Consider the following 16,371-nt stretch of genomic DNA (forward strand, 5'->3'; position numbering starts at 1 on the left):
CCTATCTGCCAGTCCACTTGGGCTGGCGTTTCTCGCGGAATGCCAACTGGCCTTCGCGCGCGTCCTCGGTCAGTGCAAACAGCCCTATCTGGCTTTCCGTAAACGCCATGGACTGCTCGAACGACATGGTTTCCATATGCTTGAGCGTGTACAGCCCCCGACGGATGGCGGCGGGCGAATTGTTCAGCAGGCGGGTCAGCAGCAAGTCCAGCCTGGCGTCGAGATCGTCGCTGACATCGTTGACCAGTCCTGCGGCCAGCGCTTCCCTCGCGGACAGTGGCTCGCCGCACAGGCAGAGTTCGGTGAGCGTGCGACGTGGCACCAGGTGCTGCAGCACGCTCAGGACCTGCGCGGGGAACAAGCCCAGCTTGACCTCCGGCAGGCCGAAGCGGGCGCCTTCGCTAGCTATCGCCAGGTCGCACATCGCCATCAGTCCCATGCCACCCGCCATGCAGGCCCCGTTGACACGGGCGATCAGCGGCACCGTTGACTGCCTGGCGCAGCGGAACAGGTCGGCCATCCCTTGGTAGGGATCCGCGTAATCGAACGTGAACGATTTGCCGGTCTGCAGATCGGCGCCGGCGCAGAAGGCCTGTTCGCCCGTTCCGGTAATGACCACAGCGCGGATGTCGGCATCGCGATCGGCGCGCAGGATGCCGTCGCGAAGTCCCTGCAGCACCCCCGGCGTGATGGCATTGCGGCGCTCCGGCCGGTTGATGGTCAGGTAGAGTGCTGCGTCCCGGACCTCGCACAGCAGTTCATCATTCATGGGGAGTTTCTCCTTCGGTTCGTTGCGCTTTTGACCCATCCCTGGAGATGCCTGACGCGAACAGCGTATCGATGGCGGCGTTGTCGTAACCGGCCTCACGCAGTACCTCACGGCTGTGCTCACCCAGGCCGGGTGCATGGCGGCGGCTTGTCGGTGGGGTGCCATGCCATTCGCTGGGCACCGCCATCTCCCGGATACGCCCGACGGCCGGGTGGTCCGATTCGCTGAAGAAACCGATATCCCGCAAATGGGGATCGTCCAGCAGTGACTCGAACGTGTGCATCGGAAAGACCGGAACATCGGCCTCCTTGAGCAGGGTGCGCCATTCCTCGGTGGTGCGCTTGGCCATTTCATCGCTGACCATGGCATACAGTTCGGTGATGTTGGCGGTGCGGGTGTTCATGTTGGCGAAGCGCGGATCGGTGTCGTACAACTGCGGCTTGCCGATGACCTGGAGGAAGGCCCGCCAATGATGATCGTGATAGATCAGGCAGCAGACATGTCCGTCCTTCGTCTTGTATGGGCGCCGTTCGGGCGAGAGCAGGCGCGGATAGCCGAAGCCGCCCTTTGCCGGGACGAAGGTCTCGCCATACAGGTGGTCTCCCATCACATAGGGAACCATGGTCTCGAACATGGGGACATCAACGCGCTGGCCCTTGCCGGTGCTCCCCCGTGAATACAGGGCGGCACAGATCACGCCGAAAGCATAGAGCCCCACCGAGCGATCCGCGATGGTGATTGGCAGATATCGAGGACTGTCGCCGCTGCCCAGCGAAACGGCCAGCGGCAGGCCGGTTGCGGCCTGGATCAGATCATCGAAGGCAGCCTGGGGCGCGTAGCGTCCGCGCTGCGAAAAGCCGAACATGCCGACATAGACCAGGCGCGGATTGATGGCCGACAGCGTTTCATAGTCCAGCCCCAGCCGCTGCATGGCCTGCGGGCGCACATTGTAGGCCAGCACGTCAGCATCCCGTACCAGGCAAAGCAAGGCCTCGCGCCCCTCGGGCGCTTTCAGGTCAAGCACGATGCTGCGCTTGTTGCGGTTCAGGCCCAGGAATAGCGGCCCCAGCTTTTCATCGCCGCAGGGACCTATGCCGCGCGTACTATCTCCGGTCGGAGACTCGACCTTGATCACGTCGGCGCCCAGGTCAGCCAGCATCTGGGTAGCGGAGGGCCCCATGAATACTGACGTGATGTCAACCACTTTCACGCCGGCCAGCGGCCCCGTTGTCTCGTCTTTCTTCATATCCATTTCATCTCGGTGGGTCAATGTATGACGGTTGGCCCCGAGGCCACCGTTCCCTGCTTGACCGGTGTTGAGCCGGCAGCCGAGCACATCGTTCTATAAGTCGACGTATCGAATAGGCGGAAGGTAGGTCAAGTGCCGCGCGCTGGCTGACGGGGGAGACATCTGGCCGATGGTCTACTGGGGCCCGCCGTCGAGTTCTGGTATCCGCTTCTTGATTTTCGAGATAGTGTGGATCTTCACCCTTTGCGCCCAGGGACCATCGATGGTGCGCAGATTCTTGCCCAAGAGATGCGCCAGGCCAAGCTCGTCACTGAGCTGCGGAAGAGACGTCTCGATATCGAGCGAGAGGTTGGTGACAAGAACGTCGCCGCCATGGAAGACGAGGCTGTTCGACCAGAGAAAGCCTTTGGGTGCCCCCTCGCGATCGATACCGCCGAAGTCGCCGAGCTTGGCAATCACCCGGCCCTGCGTCGGCTCGAGCACGAGAATCTCGTTGGACTGGTTGCACGCGATCCAGAGGTTGTCGTGCTCATCGATCTTCACTCCGTCGGGTCCGCCGCCGATCCGGTTGACGAAGACTTCAGGCGTGCCGGGCTCAAGCGTCGAGCCTGTCAGCGGTATCTTGACAACGATGTCGTTCGCCGTATTGGCGACGAACAAGGCTGTATTCTTGTTGTTGAACGCCAAGCCATTGGCGCCGATGGTCGGTGGGATCCGCGTGGGCTTCAGCAGCGCGCTGGTGACCCATGCCGACGCTTCGCCGCCGTCGGGTCCGACCTTCCAGATGATGCCCTGGTGGGCGTCGGTCACGTAGACGTTTCCGGCGGGGTCGAACGTCAATCCGTCGAGGCCGGGGTTCTTGCCGGTGACCGTCATGAACACGGACGATGCACCCGTCCTGGGATCGACGCTCAGGACCTTCGCGCCCTTGTAGTCGACGACGAGCAACTGGCCCGTGCGAGGATGGAAGCCGAGGTCAAGCAACAATCGGCTCGAGCCCTTGATGCTGACAGTGCGCAGGTGCTTGCCCTGCGGGTCGAACACAAGAAGCGCACCCTCGCTCGTCCTGGGTTTTTCCACCGCCACCGTGACGACGTAGACGTTGCCTTCGCGGTCCACGGCGATCCCCTCTGGATGCGCCTCCCCCGAGGGCAAAGTGGCGAATGTCTCAACCTTGCCGCGCTCCCAGGCTCTTGCGGCTAGCGGCGTCGCCAGCAACACGAGCAACATCAGCATCGGCAGTATCGGCATCCTCTCGGCTTTGATCATTCTCATCTTGCACTCTCTCAATCTCGCGGATTGATGGATCGTCACTGATTGATCTGATCGGTGTCGTACACGCTGGTCTATAAGGAGCAGAGGAACGGCACCGCGCAGGCCGACGAGCGGCCTGCCATGGTGTAAGTCGCTTTTTATTCCTTGATAACGTCGGCGCCGTTGCCGCGGACGTAGGGCACCGGTCCGATGCCGCGCGCCGCCGCGAGAGTCTGGATCGCGTACTGGATCGAGAGCGCGTCATTGAGCGAGTGGAACGTGCCGTCCTCGTTGAAGCTCACTTGCGCGCCTTCGATCCAGGCGATGGTGATGGTGTCCTCGGTGTTGTCCTCGGGGGTGTAGAAGGTGTGCACCGAGCCGCCGGGCTCGTACAGGTAGGAGCCCGCCGTCTGCGGCTGGTCGGGGTACTCGCGATACTTCCAGCAGCCCTGGAGCGTCCACACCTGCGCCGTACCGGTGTGGTAGTGAATCGGCAGGGAACAGCCGGGTTCCACGATGGCCATGAAGACCCACTCTCCGCGCTCCGGGTCCAGGCGCAGCGGCTTGATGTGGATGCCCGGAAAGACATCCTTGATCAGCGGGATCTGCTCGATGTTGACGGTCAGGAGCTTGTCCTGCGGCAGGGCGGGCAGCGGCAGGAGGGCGCCGGTAGACGTGGTGGGCTGCGCGAGAATTCTTGCATTCATGGGTTGTCTCCGTTTGTTAGAGGAGGTGAAACAGTGGACGGAAACCGTCCTTTGATGAGGCGGAAGAGGCACGCCGGTCCGGCGGGAAACTCAGAGCTGCGGCGGCAACGCGCCGGAGGAATAGAAGCATCCAGCGCAAAGGTGAAGCCTGGCTAACCGCTGCCGGGCCTGCATGTCACTGAATACTCCTAAAGTTCTAATGTTGGAAGTTTAGAGGCTGCGGAAGGTTTTTTCTGCCCCTTGTTTACCCTAGGGACTGAATCAGGGCCTTTAGCCTTGCTTGCGCTCGCTAGCTGCCCGCCGTTGGGGTTCGGCGATGGCGGGTACCGTTTTCAATGCGGACGCGGGGATGTCGATCTCTGAGACTTAGCGGTCACCCCGATACCAGGTAACGCCGGCGTACGTCACGTTGTCTTTGCCGTCGACCACGCGCCGCGACACCTAGCGTTTGTAGAGGCCGGTCAGGGTAGCCGTGGCGAGCGTGTTCTGGTAGATGAAGAAGCGCACCACAGCGTTGGTCGGGTTGGCCGGCAACCCCAGCTTGGGCACGCCCAGGGCGTGCACGGTGAAGATGTAGCGGTGCGCGGGCAAGCCCTTGGGCGGGCAGGGACCGCCGTAGCCGATGGCGCCGTAGTCGTTGGCCACCTGGGTGCCGCTGGCGCCCAGGTCAGTGCCGTCGCTGGAGCCCGGGCCTGCGGCGAACTGGGTGACGGACGAATCGATGTCGAACAGGATCCAGTGCCAGAAGCCGCTGCCGGTGGGCGCGTCCGGGTCGTACAGCGTCAGCGCGAAACTCTTGGTGCCTTCCGGCGCGCCCTGCCATTGCAGCGCGGGCGAACGGTTCTGGCCGGTGCCGTCGTAGCCATCGAACTCATGCACCAGTTGCAACGGATCCTGATCCTTGAATTCAGGCGATGTTAGTGTGAAGTTGCTCATGCCATTTCCTTTCACTTGATTTTGATAATCAGAAAGCCATATCGCTTGGAGGTGCCTGCGGCCTCCGGACGATCCCATCGCCGTCAGCACACCTCGAACAGGCTGGTGGCACCCATGCCTTGCGCATTCTCACGCGTCTTGTGTTTATCGGAACTGGTATCGATGGCGCGGTCGCCCCGCGTCGGCCAACAGCCCTTTGCGAGCCACATCATACGGACAGGTGCGCCGTAGCCCGGGCATAGGCAGCGCCCATTTCCGTGATTGTCGGTTTGCGGCGTAGCGTCAGGCCGCCACTGACCTGCAGGTCCTGTCCCGTCATGAAGCACGCGTCGCTTGCCAACCACAGCGCCGCTTCGGCGACGTCGTCCACAGTGTCAATACGTCCGAGCGGATAGCAGGCCTCGAAGGCCTGCAATATTTCGGGGATGTTCAGGGCGTCACCCGACATCGGCGTGCGAGTGATGCCAGGAGAGATTGAATTGGCGCGAATTCCGAATTGGCCGAACCCGTTGGCCACACAGCGTACGACATGGGCGGTGCCAGCCTTGGTGCCCATATAGGCGGCATGGTTCTCGAGCATGATCGTCGCGGTCGCCGACGAGATCATGATGATCGAGCCCCCCGGCGTCGGATTTTCCCTCATGGCTTTCACGAGCGCCTGCATGAACTGAAACGGCGCCTTGAACTGGAGACCCATGATCGCCTGTAGCTCTTCCTCACTCGTGTCTTCGAACGGCCGGAGAAGTCCCCAGCCCGGGGCGTTGATGCCGACATCGACGCGGCCGTAGCGCTCGCGCGCGAAGGCGACGAGCGCATCGATGTCTTCCTTGCGCGTGAAGTCGCAAAGCCGGCTGGCGCCTCCGATTTCGCTGGCCAATTGTTCCAACGGCTCCGCGTGTCGTCCAGCCACAACCACGCTGGCGCCCTCGTCGGCGAAGCGCCTGGCAATGCACTGCCCCATGTTGTCTTTGCCTGCCGCGCCGACCACAATTACGACCTTACCCTCAAACCTCATCATGAAACTCTCCACTTGGCTGTGTTCTTTCTCATGTCGAGAGCAGAGGCAGCACGCTTTCGCGCAGGCCGCGCTCGCGCTCAATCCAGTAGTCCGCGCCGAAGCCGGCGCAGACCGCCCCGACGGCGTCGCGGATCGCGCGCTGGTCGTCGGAGAAATCGAAATTCACGACGGCAGTTCGTGCAGCAGGCTCTCGGGCAACTCGACCGGCATGTCGAGCAGCATCTGCGCCATGCCCTTGCCGAGCGGATCGTTGCGCAGCGGCGCCATGCCGCCGCAGCCCAGCGCGCGCTCGAAGACCAGGTTGACGGCATGGGTGCCGGGCAGCTCGTAGCGGTAGACCGGCCCCCGCACGATGTGGCCGAGGTACTCCTTGACGCGTTCGGGCGGTCACCTGCTCGACGAGCACCGCCACCAGTTCAGGACGGCGCGCGATCAGGCCGATGTTGGAGGTGTCACCCTTGCCGCCGCTGCGCGCCCACGCGATCTGCACGGACGGCACGCTCTTGCGCGGCCCGGCGGATAGCGCGCCTGCGGCGCTCGCCAGCGGTTCCGGCGCCCGTCCTCGTTGAAGCTGACTTTGAAAGAGGTCATGAGCATAGATCCTTGTTCGGGCAGACCAGATACTTCGCGGCAGTGGCGCGCTTGCTGTAGATGGCGATCTCTTCGCGGCTTAACGCCTGCGCCAGCGACACGTCCTTGGTGTACGCGCTCGCGAAGGTCGTCTTCAGGTTCGACGCCACGCGCTGCTTCAGGCGCTGCACGGTCTCGGCGCCCGCCTTTTCCAGGAAGTACGTGAGCAGCCAGCCGCCGAAGCTCCAGGCCATGCCGAAGCGGCCGCGCTCCAGGACGGCCGGGCCGCCGTCCAGCAGCCCATACGAATAGACCTGCTTGTGTCGCGGCGAGCCATAGGGGCTGAAGGCCGCCATCTTGCGCGCGAGCGAGGCTTCCATCGCGGTCAGGATCTGTCCGGCGAGCCGGCCGCCGCCCACGGCGTCGAACGCGATCGTCGCTCCGGTGGCGTCGATTGCGGCGCGCAGGGCTTCTTCGAAGTCCTGCGCGCTCGTGTCGACGACGAGCTTCGCGCCCTGCGAACGCAGCAGCGCGGCCTGCTCGGGCTTGCGCACGACGTTGACGAGATCGATGCCGTCTTCGAGGCAGATGCGGTTGAGCATCTGGCCCAGGCTCGACGCCGCCGCGGTGTGCACGAGCGCGCGATGCCCTTCGCTGCGCATCGTCTCGACCAGGCCGAGCGCGGTGAGCGGGTTGACGAAGCTCGAGGCGCCGTCGGCGGGCTCGGTGCCGTCGGGCAGCACCAGGCACATCTCGACGGGCACCGCCCGGTATTGCGAGTACATCGAGCCGCCGATCACGGCCACCGTCTTGCCGAGCAGGGCCTGTGCGGCCGGCGAATGGCCGGCAGCCATCACCACTCCGCAACCCTCGTTGCCGATCGGCAGCGATTGGCCGAGGCGCGCGGCTGCAGCGCGCCAGTCGGCACCTGCCCGGTGACCACGGGCCGGGACGCGCTGCCGGTGGCGCGCAACGTATTCAGGTCCAGGTCGGCACTGGCGAACAGCAGGAGTTGATCGGACGGGTTGGTTCCGCAACCTGCCGACGGCGAGGTGCTCGTGCGCGTCGAAGCCGCGCCGATCCCTCGAACTCGGCCAAGGACAGCTCAAGTTCGCCATTCGTCTTCAGGAGCGAGCGGATCTGCAACGCTGTGCGCGGAATGGCTCTCATTTTTTTCTCCAAAGGAAGTCCGGACCTTCCGGTATCCTCATCTTGATTTTCGAGACCGTGTGGACCTTCACCTGCTGAGCCCACGGTCCATCGATCGTCCTCAGATTCATGGTCTTGAGATGCGCCATGCCAAACTCGTCGGCAAGCTGCGCAGCGACTGTGCCCAGATCCATCGACAGGTTGGTGACAAGAATGTCGTCACCGTGCAATGCGAAGGTATTCGGCCAGAGAAGGCCTTTGGGTGCCCCGTTGCGATCGATGCCTGCGAAGTCGCCGAGCTTGGCAATCACCCGGCCCTGCGTCGGCTCGAGCACGAGAATCTCGTTGGACTGGTTGCACGCAACCCAGAGGTTGTCGCGCTCGTCGATGTGCAGACCGTCGGGCCCGGCGCCGACGCGGTTGACGAAGACTTCCGGCGTGCCGGGTTCGAGCGTCGGGCCGGTCAGCGGTATCTTGACGATGGTGTCGTTCGCTGTATTGGCGACGAACAACGCCGTCTTCTTGTTGTTGAACATCAGGCCGTTCGCACCGATCACCCCCGCCCTCGGCTTGAGCAGCGGGCTCGTGACCCATGCCGACCCTTCGCCGCCGTCCGGCCCGACCTTCCAGATGATGCCCTGGTGGGAGTCGGTCACGTACGCGTTGTCGGCGGCGTCGAACGTGATCGAGTTGAGGCCCGGGTTCACGCCCGTCACCGTCATGAACACGGAGGAGTCACCCGTCTTGGTATCAACACTCAGGACTTTGCCGGCCTTGTAATCGGCCACGAGCAACTTGCCCGTCCGGGGGTGGAAGTGGATGTCGAGCAGCGATCTGCCCGAGCCCTTGACGGCCACAGTGCGCAGGTGCCTGCCCTTGCGGTCGAACACCAGGAGTGTTCCCTCGCTTGACGCCGGTTTTTCCACCGCCACCGTGGTGACGTAGACGTTGCCCTCGCGGTCCACGGTGATCCCCTCGGGATGCGCCTCTCCAGCAGGCAAGGTAGCGAATGTTTCGACTTTGCCGCGCTCCCAGGCCGTGCTGACGAGTGGCGTCGCCAACAGGGGCAGCAGGACCAGCACCGTCCGGGTGATGTTCATTCTCATGTCGCAGTCTCCAAGATTATTAGTAATGGGTATGATTGATGGTCGATACGACTTCGGCAGCCCGAGCTGCCTGCTCGGCAACAAGGCACAGCGCGAGTTCCTGTGTCACCGGCGCCGATCGTGCCGGCTCTCTTTAAGAAGCGGTTGCCGGCTAGACTCCCGGATTGGTCGCAAACGGATCGCCCAGTCCGCCGTCCCCCAACACGGCGTCGAAGCGGCCCTGAACGGCGGGCAGCATCTCCGGGTGCGTGAACACGTAGAAGCGCTCGATGCGGATCGCATCGAAGGTCAGTTGAGCAACCTCGGCCGCGGTGATCTTGTTGGAAGAGACATCCTTCTCAAACTGCGCCTTGGCCGCCAACTGCAACGCGCTCGGCGCCGCTGCGTTGGCAAGATCGGCCGGGCGATTGCGTTCCGACTGTGCAATCCCCGTGGGCACGAAGCCCGGGCAAAGCACCGACACGCCGATGCTGCTCTTGGCGAGCCGCAGGTCGTGATACAGCGTCTCGGTTAGCGCCACGACGCCGTGCTTGCTGACGTTGTAGACGCCCAGCAGCGGCGGGCATAGCAAGCCGGCCACCGATGCGGTGTTGACGATATGGCCGGGCTCGCCCTGCGCATTCGCAGCGAGCATGCGCGGCACGAAGTGGCGGACGCCGTTCACCACGCCCGTGAGGTTAACGCCCATCACCCATTGCCAGTCGGCTTCGGTGGTTTCCCACAGCAGTCCGGAGCCGCCGACGCCGGCGTTGTTGAACAGCAGATGCACATTGCCGAACTCGCCGAAAGCGACATCAGCGAGGCGCTGCACTTGCTCGCTCTTGGCGACATCCACTACCTCGGCGATCGCCCGCGTGCCGGCGGCTTGCATCTCCGCTGCCGTCGAATCGAGAGCATCGCGCTGCACATCGGCGAGCACGAGGTTCATGCCCAGTTGGCTGCCGATGCGCGCGAGTTCGCGGCCGAAGCCGCTGCCCGCGCCGGTGATCACCGCGACCTTACCTGCGAAGTTGTCCATGACTGTTCTCCTCTTTCCGGTCAGGAACCGGCGACGTCGGCGCCGTTGCCGCGGACGTAGGGCACCGGTCCGATGCCGCGCGCCGCCGCGAGAGTCTGGATCGCGTACTGGATCGAGAGCGCGTCATTGAGCGAGTGGAACGTGCCGTCCTCGTTGAAGCTCACTTGCGCGCCTTCGATCCAGGCGATGGTGATGGTGTCCTCGGTGTTGTCCTCGGGGGTGTAGAAGGTGTGCACCGAGCCGCCGGGCTCGTACAGGTAGGAGCCCGCCGTCTGCGGCTGGTCGGGGTACTCGCGATACTTCCAGCAGCCCTGGAGCGTCCACACCTGCGCCGTACCGGTGTGGTAGTGAATCGGCAGGGAACAGCCGGGTTCCACGATGGCCATGAAGACCCACTCTCCGCGCTCCGGGTCCAGGCGCAGCGGCTTGATGTGGATGCCCGGAAAGACATCCTTGATCAGCGGGATCTGCTCGATGTTGACGGTCAGGAGCTTGTCCTGCGGCAGGGCGGGCAGCGGCAGGAGGGCGCCGGTAGACGTGGTGGGCTGCGCGAGAATTCTTGCGTTCATGAGTTGTCTCCGTTTGTTAGAGGAGGTGAAACAGTGGACGGAAGCCGCCCTTTGATGAGGAAGCCGGACGCAGGTCGCTCCGGCGGACAGCGCAGGGAGGCGGCGGCCCCGCGCGGAAGAAACAGGAAATCGCCCGGGGCGAGACCGAAGTCCCGCCCGTCGACACGCGCGTCGATCCGTCCGTCTTCGACGTAGAGAACCTGCTCGGCGTCAGGCTCCGTCGTGCAGACCGATGTGCTGCCGGCAGGCATGCGCAGCGCCGAGATGTCGACCCAGCGCGCGCCGGCGGTCTCGCGGTCGATGAGGGGAACCTTGCCGGTGCCGGCGTCGCCGGCGGCAAGCACGCGCACCCGGCCGTGGGCGGGCACGGCGGCAGCGCCGTCGGGTTCCGTGATCGTGTGCGCCGGGTTCTCGCCATACGGCGGCGCATAGACGACCAGCAGTCGCCCGGGCTGGTCGCTGGTCACGCGAAACGAATGGAACACGCCTGCCGGCACGTAGGCCCAGGTCCCGGGCTCCATCGCTTCCACGCGGCCCTGCGCCCCCGACTCGCCGGTGCCCTCGATCATGTAGGCGCATTGCTCCAGGTGGGGATGCGCGTGGGGCCGCGCGCCGTGCGATTTCACGATCGTGCCGACCAGCACTTCGAGCGCCGTCGCGCCGACGGTCTCGGGCCCGATCACGCGGACGTTGGAGGTGCCGGTGTGGTTGGCCGGCGAGTAGGCGGCAAGGTCTGCCGCCCGGATCACGGTAGGGAGGGTTTTCATTCTGGCTGGATTCCTGCTGTCTTGACGGCGGTGGCTCACTTGGCCATTTCCGAATTTACGAACGTGTGCAACTCGTCGGGCATCGATCCGCGGCTGCGGCCGCCGGTGTTGGCGGTTCCTGGCGCACGGCCGGATCGGCCAGCGCGGTGCGCAGTAGCTCGCTCAACTTCGCGACGGTGTCCTTCGGCGTCCGTGCGGGAACGAAGGTCGCCGACCACACCGTCATTTCGAAGTCCTTCAGACCGGCTTCCTGCAAGGTGGATACGTCGCGCAGCAGCGGCTCACGGTCCGCGCTCGAGGCGGACGCCGGTCCGGCGGGAAACGCAGAGCTGCGGCGGCAACGCGCCGGAGGAATAGAAGCGTCCACCGCGACGGTGAAGCCTGGCCCACCGGCGCATGCATGGAGTCGTCAGCCCGCTTGCCTTCGGACCTCACGACGGCGTGGAACCGCGCGCTGCTGGGTCTGCATGTCACTGGATATCTCCCAAAGTTCTAATGTTGGAAGTTTAGAAGCTAAGGAAAGATTTTTCTGCCCCTTGTTTACCCTAGAGGCTGAACGAGGAGGGCTTTAGCCTTGCTTGCGCTCGCTAGCTGCCCGCCGTTGGGGTTCGGTGATGGCGGGTACCGTTTTCAATGCGGACGCGGGGATGTCGATCTCTGAGACGTAGCGGTCGCCCCGATACCAAGTGACGCCTGCGTACAGCACGCTGCCTTTGCCATCAAGAAGACACCGCGACATCTTCGCGACGGGTGAGGCGAACGGGATCTTCAGCATGTCGCACAGAGGAAAATCCGCCGGCATCACGGTCATGCGTTGTCGCACACGTTTGCTCCGCGAGCCCAGTTCATCGAGCACTGCGGCGAGAAGCTTTTTGTTCTTGGCGGTGTCCTTGGGCAAGGATTCGAAGACCGGGGTCAACACATAGATCTCCGCGTAGCAGAACGGCTCGCCGGAATAGGTGTGCAGCTTGCGGACACAGACGTATTCGCCGTTCGACTGGTCGCCCGGTCCGAGCAGTTCCTGGGGCACCCTGGTGTGGCGCCGGACTTCGAGTACGTCAAAGGCGAGCGCCTCAGGCGCGGCGAACGGATCGTTGATCGCCAATTCGAGGTCGCCCGTGGTGGCGGGCAGGGCCGCCACGTGGGTCCCGATGCCTCGCTGGCTACGAATCAGCCCTTCTTTAGAAAGCAGCTCATACGACTGCCGGACGGTAACGACGGCCACGCCCAGGTCAGCCGCGAGCTGCGTGATCGGCGGCAGCAGCATGCCGAGCGGATATTCGCCCTTTGCGATCCGGTACCTCAACAACGAAGCGAGCCGCTGATATTGCGCAACGCCCCGTTCAGCCGACAGCTCCGCCCGCTCAATCCCCGTCGTTCGATCGTCCGTCATTCCAATTGCCTAACATTCAGATTATAGGAGTATGCACTAGAAGAACGGGACAGGCCCTTAGCGAGCAGGCGTCCACTGCTGTTCGGCTGGAAACGGAAAGGGTCGAGATGTGGCGCGGTGGCAGCAGGTTTGATTTGTCTGTTGAACTAGTTGAAACGCGAGCTAGAACGCCTGGCCACGCCCTTGGTCAGGCGACGCCCCTCACAAGTCTGGCTATGGCACTAACACCTAATCGGTCGATATGCCGGCTTGGTCGCCGCGCCACTCCGTTAAAGGTGCGTAATGGCGCACATTCAGCGATTAAGCGATTGCACGCCGACTGCTATATCGGCCGCGGTTGCCGCGAGGATCTCCCGATACGCATTCACCACGCCCTCCACCTGCCCGGGCGCGGGCACCTCTGTTTCGGTGCGGCCGCTCAGGACCTTGCCGTCCGGCAGTCGCCGCACGGTCCAGGCGATGGTCGCCGCTGCCCACTTGCCCACATTGGCGTCGAGGTTGACCACCTCGGTCGTTACCCGGAAGGCCGGCTGCGTTGCCGACAGGCCGTGCTGGTAGACATCCACCGCGTCAAGCGTCGATTGCAGTTGCTGCGACAGCGCATCGCGTAGCTCGTCGGGTAATGGGGACGTCCAGCGCGATGTGTCGAACAGCTTCACCCCCCCGCTGGTGCCGTCACGCACCACCAGCTGAATGCGGTTCAGCCGCTCGGGCACGCGCACCGGCGTGACCTCGATCCATATCGGGTCGCTGCTGCGGCTGGCTCGCCCTGTCACGGCCGGCGCGGCGTTGGAGCGACTGGCAGCCAGCGTGTAGTAGCGCGCCTCGGGCGACGCGCAGCCGTTCATCATGGTCGTGGCCGCGGCGGCCAGCGTAAAAAGCATCGTCAGACGTTTCATCATTTCTCTTCCCTCTTACCTTGCAGCAGTGCTTCGGGATGCCGCTCGAGATAATCGGTCAGCGTGCGCAGCGAGACTGCCGTTTGCGTGAGTTCCTGCATCATCCGACGCGTATCCTGTTGCAGCGATGCGTCGGGCGCCAGCGCGCCATTGGCCGTGGCGAGGGTGCGGCGCACATCCTTCAGCGCGGCGAGCACTTCTGGTGCCACGTCGCCATTGACCTGTGCCACGAGCTTGTCCGCGTTGACGAGCATTTTGTTCATGGACACCATCGCCGTGCGCGCGTCCTGCCCGATCTGGTCGAACGGCACCTTACCGATCTTGGTCACAATGTCGCCAAGCTTGGCTTGCAGCTCGTCGAAGGTGCCCGGCGTGGTGGGGAACTCAGGCAGCGACGCGTTCAGGTCCAGATCAGCCGGCAGAGGCGCCTTCGGAAAGAAATCGAGTGCCACATATAGCTGGCCGGTCAGCAGGTTGCCGGTGCGCAACTGCGCACGCATGCCGCGCTGTACCAGGCTATGCACGATGGCGAGCTTGCGCGTGTCGTCAGCCACGTCTTTCTCGCGCAGACCCATGCGAGACGGATAGAGTTCCACCACCACGGGCATGCGGAAGGCCTTCTTGTCACGCTGGTATTCGATACCGATCGAGCGGACTTGCCCGACGGTCACACCGCGGAAATCGACTGGCGCACCTGGAGACAGGCCGCGCACGGACTGATCGAAGTTGAGCACTGCCAGCGCGGGGGCGAGTTCCTCCGGCTCCTTCATGGCTTCCGATTGGTCCGCCGCAAGCAGGAACTCGGTGTTCTCGGCGGCCGTGGCGTGCGCAGTCGAGTGCTCCGGCGCCTGGAAGGCCAGGCCGCCAAGCATCACGGTGACCAGCGACTGCGTGGACAACTTCAGCCCGTTCGCGTCGAGCTTGAGGTCGACGCCGCTGGCATGCCAGAAGCGCGTATCGGCGGAGACGAGCTTGTCATAGGGCTTGTTGACGAAGACCCGCAGCGTGATGTCGTGGCCGTTCGGCTCGAGTTGATACGCTACGACATGGCCGACCTGCACGCGACGATAGTAGACCGGTGAGCCGATGTCGAGCGAGCCCAGGTCTTGCGCACGCAGCACGAACTGCCTGCCTGAGGCGTCGGCAGTGACAGTTGGCGGGACTTCGAGCCCGGTGAAGCTACGCGTCGTCTCGCCTGACTTGCCGGCATCCACGCCGATATACGCGCCCGATAGCAGCGTCTCGAGCCCCGACACGCCGCTGATTGCAAAGCGTGGCCGTACCACCCAGAAGCGTGTGTCGGCCACGGCGAAGGTCTCCGCATCCTTGGTCAGCGCGATCGTCGCGATTACATGCGAACGGTCCGCTGCCAGCCGTGCCGTCTTGACCAATCCGATATCGACGTCCTTGTAGCGCACGGGGGTCTTGCCCGGCGTCAGGCCTTCGGCGGTGCGGAATGTGACTGTGATCTCGGGCCCGCGCGATGCTAGCGTGTTGATCAACAATGAAATTCCGACTACCGCCGCAACGATGGGGATCAGCCAGACGAGCGAGGGTAGCCAACGCGCGCGAGGCTTGCGCCCGGGCTGCGGTACACCATGAAGCGGGGGATGATTAGTGTGTTCTGGCATGGTCGGAGTGCGGAAATTCGATGGGAGGAGGCGACATCTCAAGCGCATCCCACAGCAGACGGGGATCAAAGCTCAGTGACGCGAGCATGGTCAGTACGACAACCGAGGCAAAGGCCAGGGCCCCGGCCCCGGGCGTAATCGTGGCCAGCGCCCCGACCTGCACCAGCGAGGCCAGCAGTGCCACGACGAAGATGTCGAGCATGGACCACCGGCCGATGACCTCGACCAGCGCGTAGAGCCGGGTCTGTTCCCGGATGCGCCAGGTCGATCTGCGGCGCACCGATATCAGCAGCAATGTCAGGATCATCATCTTCAGCAGCGGGACAACAATGCTGGCGATCAGCACCACGAGCGCCAGCATGTGCGAGCCGGACAGCCACAGATAGATCACGCCGGACATGATGGTGTCGCGCTGCGTCCCGAGAATTGACTGCGTCACCATCACCGGGAGCAGATTGGCTGGGATATACAGAAGGTAAGCGGCCAACAGGAAGGCCCAGGTGCGCGACGCGCTGGCCGGCTTTCGATGATGCAGTACGGCGCCGCAGCGCGGACACGGTCCGGCCTCGAGCGTCATCGGACTGAGCCGGTCGCAAGCGTGGCATGACAGCAGTCCGCGCGAAGTGGCGGTCGCGTAGGGCAATTGAGTCGCGGTCATGATGCGGCGTCCGGCGAGCAGGTTTGTATGTCATCTGCACCGTGCGCATCGAGGTGATGCCACAGTTCGCGCGGATCGAAGGACAGGATGGCGGCAAGTACGACCACGAGGGCACCGAACGACCAGAGCGCGACGCCAGCAAGCACCTGCGCTATGGTCGACAGCTTTACCACCGTCACCAGCACGCCGATCATGAAAACCTCGATCATGCCCCACGGCCGCGTCTGGAGAATGCCGCGCACAAGGCGGTCGAATCCGGGTGGCATGCGGTGCTGCGCCATTGGCACGAGGAGGTAGCACATCATGAGTAACTCGGCTAGCGGAAGCAGGATCGTCGTGGCGAACACGAGCATCGCCACCGGCGTCATGTCATCCGCGTAGAGTGCTTGGACGGCGCCCCATAGCGTGGTCTCCATGCGCGAGCCCTTGAGTTCCATAGCGACAATCGGGTACGCGTTCGAGATCATGAACAGGATCAGAGCGGTCACCACGAGCGGCAGCAGGCGGCGATAGGCAAGCGAACTGTTGCGATAGAGTGCACCGCCGCAGCGCAGGCAGGTGGCACGCTCGCCCGGTTGCAGTGCCACGCGCATATGGAGTGCGTCGCAATGCTCGCACGCAACCAGCCGGTGCATGTCCTGTGGTGGAGCTGGCGGCGGGATGTGGTTCTGATGCACG

At 63.8% G+C, this 16,371-nt stretch carries 19 protein-coding genes; all 19 read right to left on the reverse strand.

Going from position 1 to position 16,371, the window contains the following annotated elements; genetic code table 11:
- Position 1: 1 nt before the first annotated feature.
- Positions 2-769, reverse strand: a complete 768-nt coding sequence (locus ACGLHR_RS12990) for an enoyl-CoA hydratase/isomerase family protein (RefSeq protein ID WP_400094281.1) — start codon at positions 767-769, stop codon at positions 2-4.
- A complete protein-coding gene (locus ACGLHR_RS12995; RefSeq protein WP_318232505.1) occupies positions 762-2,015 on the reverse strand; it encodes a CoA transferase in 1,254 nt (417 codons plus the stop codon). The genes ACGLHR_RS12990 and ACGLHR_RS12995 overlap by 8 nt, the downstream gene beginning before the upstream one ends.
- 177 nt (positions 2,016-2,192) lie before the next feature.
- Positions 2,193-3,287 carry an SMP-30/gluconolactonase/LRE family protein gene (locus tag ACGLHR_RS13000; RefSeq protein ID WP_400094282.1) on the reverse strand — a complete coding sequence of 365 codons (1,095 nt, stop codon included), beginning with the start codon at positions 3,285-3,287 and terminating at the stop codon, positions 2,193-2,195.
- Positions 3,288-3,430: 143 nt separating this feature from the next.
- Positions 3,431-3,979: a 2,4'-dihydroxyacetophenone dioxygenase family protein gene (locus ACGLHR_RS13005; protein WP_400094283.1), complete on the reverse strand. Its 549-nt coding sequence runs from the start codon at positions 3,977-3,979 to the stop codon at positions 3,431-3,433.
- Between the two features lie 441 nt (positions 3,980-4,420).
- Complete coding sequence (locus ACGLHR_RS13010; RefSeq protein ID WP_400094285.1) at positions 4,421-4,915, reverse strand: YbhB/YbcL family Raf kinase inhibitor-like protein; 495 nt, start codon at positions 4,913-4,915, stop codon at positions 4,421-4,423.
- 208 nt (positions 4,916-5,123) lie between these two features.
- Positions 5,124-5,933 carry an SDR family NAD(P)-dependent oxidoreductase gene (locus ACGLHR_RS13015; RefSeq protein WP_400094286.1) on the reverse strand — a complete coding sequence of 270 codons (810 nt, stop codon included), beginning with the start codon at positions 5,931-5,933 and terminating at the stop codon, positions 5,124-5,126.
- Positions 5,934-5,961: 28 nt separating this feature from the next.
- On the reverse strand, positions 5,962-6,099 hold the full coding sequence (locus ACGLHR_RS13020) for a hypothetical protein (protein WP_400094288.1): 138 nt from the start codon (positions 6,097-6,099) through the stop codon (positions 5,962-5,964).
- Positions 6,096-6,284 (reverse strand): hypothetical protein, encoded by a 189-nt coding sequence (locus ACGLHR_RS13025; RefSeq protein WP_400094290.1) that lies wholly within the window; start codon positions 6,282-6,284, stop codon positions 6,096-6,098. The genes ACGLHR_RS13020 and ACGLHR_RS13025 overlap by 4 nt, the downstream gene beginning before the upstream one ends.
- A gap of 236 nt (positions 6,285-6,520) precedes the next feature.
- A complete protein-coding gene (locus tag ACGLHR_RS13030) occupies positions 6,521-7,357 on the reverse strand; it encodes an NADH oxidase (RefSeq protein WP_400094292.1) in 837 nt (278 codons plus the stop codon).
- A 312-nt stretch (positions 7,358-7,669) separates the two neighbouring features.
- On the reverse strand, positions 7,670-8,758 hold the full coding sequence (locus ACGLHR_RS13035) for an SMP-30/gluconolactonase/LRE family protein (protein WP_400094294.1): 1,089 nt from the start codon (positions 8,756-8,758) through the stop codon (positions 7,670-7,672).
- 151 nt (positions 8,759-8,909) lie between these two features.
- Positions 8,910-9,776: an SDR family oxidoreductase gene (locus tag ACGLHR_RS13040; protein ID WP_400094295.1), complete on the reverse strand. Its 867-nt coding sequence runs from the start codon at positions 9,774-9,776 to the stop codon at positions 8,910-8,912.
- Between the two features lie 20 nt (positions 9,777-9,796).
- Entirely contained in the window at positions 9,797-10,345 is a 549-nt protein-coding gene (locus ACGLHR_RS13045; RefSeq protein ID WP_400094296.1) for a 2,4'-dihydroxyacetophenone dioxygenase family protein, read from the reverse strand.
- The gene (locus ACGLHR_RS13050) at positions 10,342-11,112 is read right to left on the reverse strand and encodes a cupin domain-containing protein (protein WP_400094298.1); all 771 of its coding nucleotides are present in this window, start codon (positions 11,110-11,112) and stop codon (positions 10,342-10,344) included. The genes ACGLHR_RS13045 and ACGLHR_RS13050 overlap by 4 nt, the downstream gene beginning before the upstream one ends.
- A gap of 55 nt (positions 11,113-11,167) precedes the next feature.
- Positions 11,168-11,479 (reverse strand): tripartite tricarboxylate transporter substrate-binding protein, encoded by a 312-nt coding sequence (locus ACGLHR_RS13055; RefSeq protein WP_400094299.1) that lies wholly within the window; start codon positions 11,477-11,479, stop codon positions 11,168-11,170.
- Positions 11,480-11,680: 201 nt separating this feature from the next.
- Complete coding sequence (locus tag ACGLHR_RS13060) at positions 11,681-12,505, reverse strand: GntR family transcriptional regulator (RefSeq protein WP_400094301.1); 825 nt, start codon at positions 12,503-12,505, stop codon at positions 11,681-11,683.
- Positions 12,506-12,798: 293 nt separating this feature from the next.
- Positions 12,799-13,407, reverse strand: coding sequence for a membrane integrity-associated transporter subunit PqiC (locus ACGLHR_RS13065; protein WP_400094303.1), 609 nt, complete (start codon positions 13,405-13,407; stop codon positions 12,799-12,801).
- Complete coding sequence (locus ACGLHR_RS13070) at positions 13,404-15,035, reverse strand: intermembrane transport protein PqiB (RefSeq protein ID WP_400094305.1); 1,632 nt, start codon at positions 15,033-15,035, stop codon at positions 13,404-13,406. The genes ACGLHR_RS13065 and ACGLHR_RS13070 overlap by 4 nt, the downstream gene beginning before the upstream one ends.
- Positions 15,019-15,693, reverse strand: coding sequence for a paraquat-inducible protein A (locus tag ACGLHR_RS13075; RefSeq protein ID WP_400094307.1), 675 nt, complete (start codon positions 15,691-15,693; stop codon positions 15,019-15,021). Before ACGLHR_RS13075 ends, ACGLHR_RS13070 begins: the two co-directional genes overlap by 17 nt.
- Entirely contained in the window at positions 15,690-16,328 is a 639-nt protein-coding gene (locus ACGLHR_RS13080; RefSeq protein WP_400094371.1) for a paraquat-inducible protein A, read from the reverse strand. The genes ACGLHR_RS13075 and ACGLHR_RS13080 overlap by 4 nt, the downstream gene beginning before the upstream one ends.
- Positions 16,329-16,371: the final 43 nt, after the last annotated feature.

The organism is Cupriavidus sp. CuC1, assembly GCF_044627735.1.
GTDB classification, from domain to species: domain Bacteria; phylum Pseudomonadota; class Gammaproteobacteria; order Burkholderiales; family Burkholderiaceae; genus Cupriavidus; species Cupriavidus ulmosensis.

Bases quoted from the DNA above. Each gene is read 5' to 3' on its own strand.
- ACGLHR_RS13050 (WP_400094298.1), bottom strand. From the start codon at position 11,112: ATGAAAACCCTCCCTACCGTGATCCGGGCGGCAGACCTTGCCGCCTAC.
- ACGLHR_RS13075 (WP_400094307.1), bottom strand. From the start codon at position 15,693: ATGACCGCGACTCAATTGCCCTACGCGACCGCCACTTCGCGCGGACTG.
- ACGLHR_RS13005 (WP_400094283.1), bottom strand. From the start codon at position 3,979: ATGAATGCAAGAATTCTCGCGCAGCCCACCACGTCTACCGGCGCCCTC.
- ACGLHR_RS12995 (WP_318232505.1), bottom strand. From the start codon at position 2,015: ATGAAGAAAGACGAGACAACGGGGCCGCTGGCCGGCGTGAAAGTGGTT.
- ACGLHR_RS13080 (WP_400094371.1), bottom strand. From the start codon at position 16,328: ATGCACCGGCTGGTTGCGTGCGAGCATTGCGACGCACTCCATATGCGC.
- ACGLHR_RS13045 (WP_400094296.1), bottom strand. From the start codon at position 10,345: ATGAACGCAAGAATTCTCGCGCAGCCCACCACGTCTACCGGCGCCCTC.
- ACGLHR_RS13040 (WP_400094295.1), bottom strand. From the start codon at position 9,776: ATGGACAACTTCGCAGGTAAGGTCGCGGTGATCACCGGCGCGGGCAGC.
- ACGLHR_RS13000 (WP_400094282.1), bottom strand. From the start codon at position 3,287: ATGATCAAAGCCGAGAGGATGCCGATACTGCCGATGCTGATGTTGCTC.
- ACGLHR_RS12990 (WP_400094281.1), bottom strand. From the start codon at position 769: ATGAATGATGAACTGCTGTGCGAGGTCCGGGACGCAGCACTCTACCTG.
- ACGLHR_RS13015 (WP_400094286.1), bottom strand. From the start codon at position 5,933: ATGATGAGGTTTGAGGGTAAGGTCGTAATTGTGGTCGGCGCGGCAGGC.
- ACGLHR_RS13065 (WP_400094303.1), bottom strand. From the start codon at position 13,407: ATGATGAAACGTCTGACGATGCTTTTTACGCTGGCCGCCGCGGCCACG.
- ACGLHR_RS13010 (WP_400094285.1), bottom strand. From the start codon at position 4,915: ATGAGCAACTTCACACTAACATCGCCTGAATTCAAGGATCAGGATCCG.
- ACGLHR_RS13070 (WP_400094305.1), bottom strand. From the start codon at position 15,035: ATGCCAGAACACACTAATCATCCCCCGCTTCATGGTGTACCGCAGCCC.
- ACGLHR_RS13030 (WP_400094292.1), bottom strand. From the start codon at position 7,357: ATGGCTGCCGGCCATTCGCCGGCCGCACAGGCCCTGCTCGGCAAGACG.
- ACGLHR_RS13035 (WP_400094294.1), bottom strand. From the start codon at position 8,758: ATGAGAATGAACATCACCCGGACGGTGCTGGTCCTGCTGCCCCTGTTG.
- ACGLHR_RS13060 (WP_400094301.1), bottom strand. From the start codon at position 12,505: ATGACGGACGATCGAACGACGGGGATTGAGCGGGCGGAGCTGTCGGCT.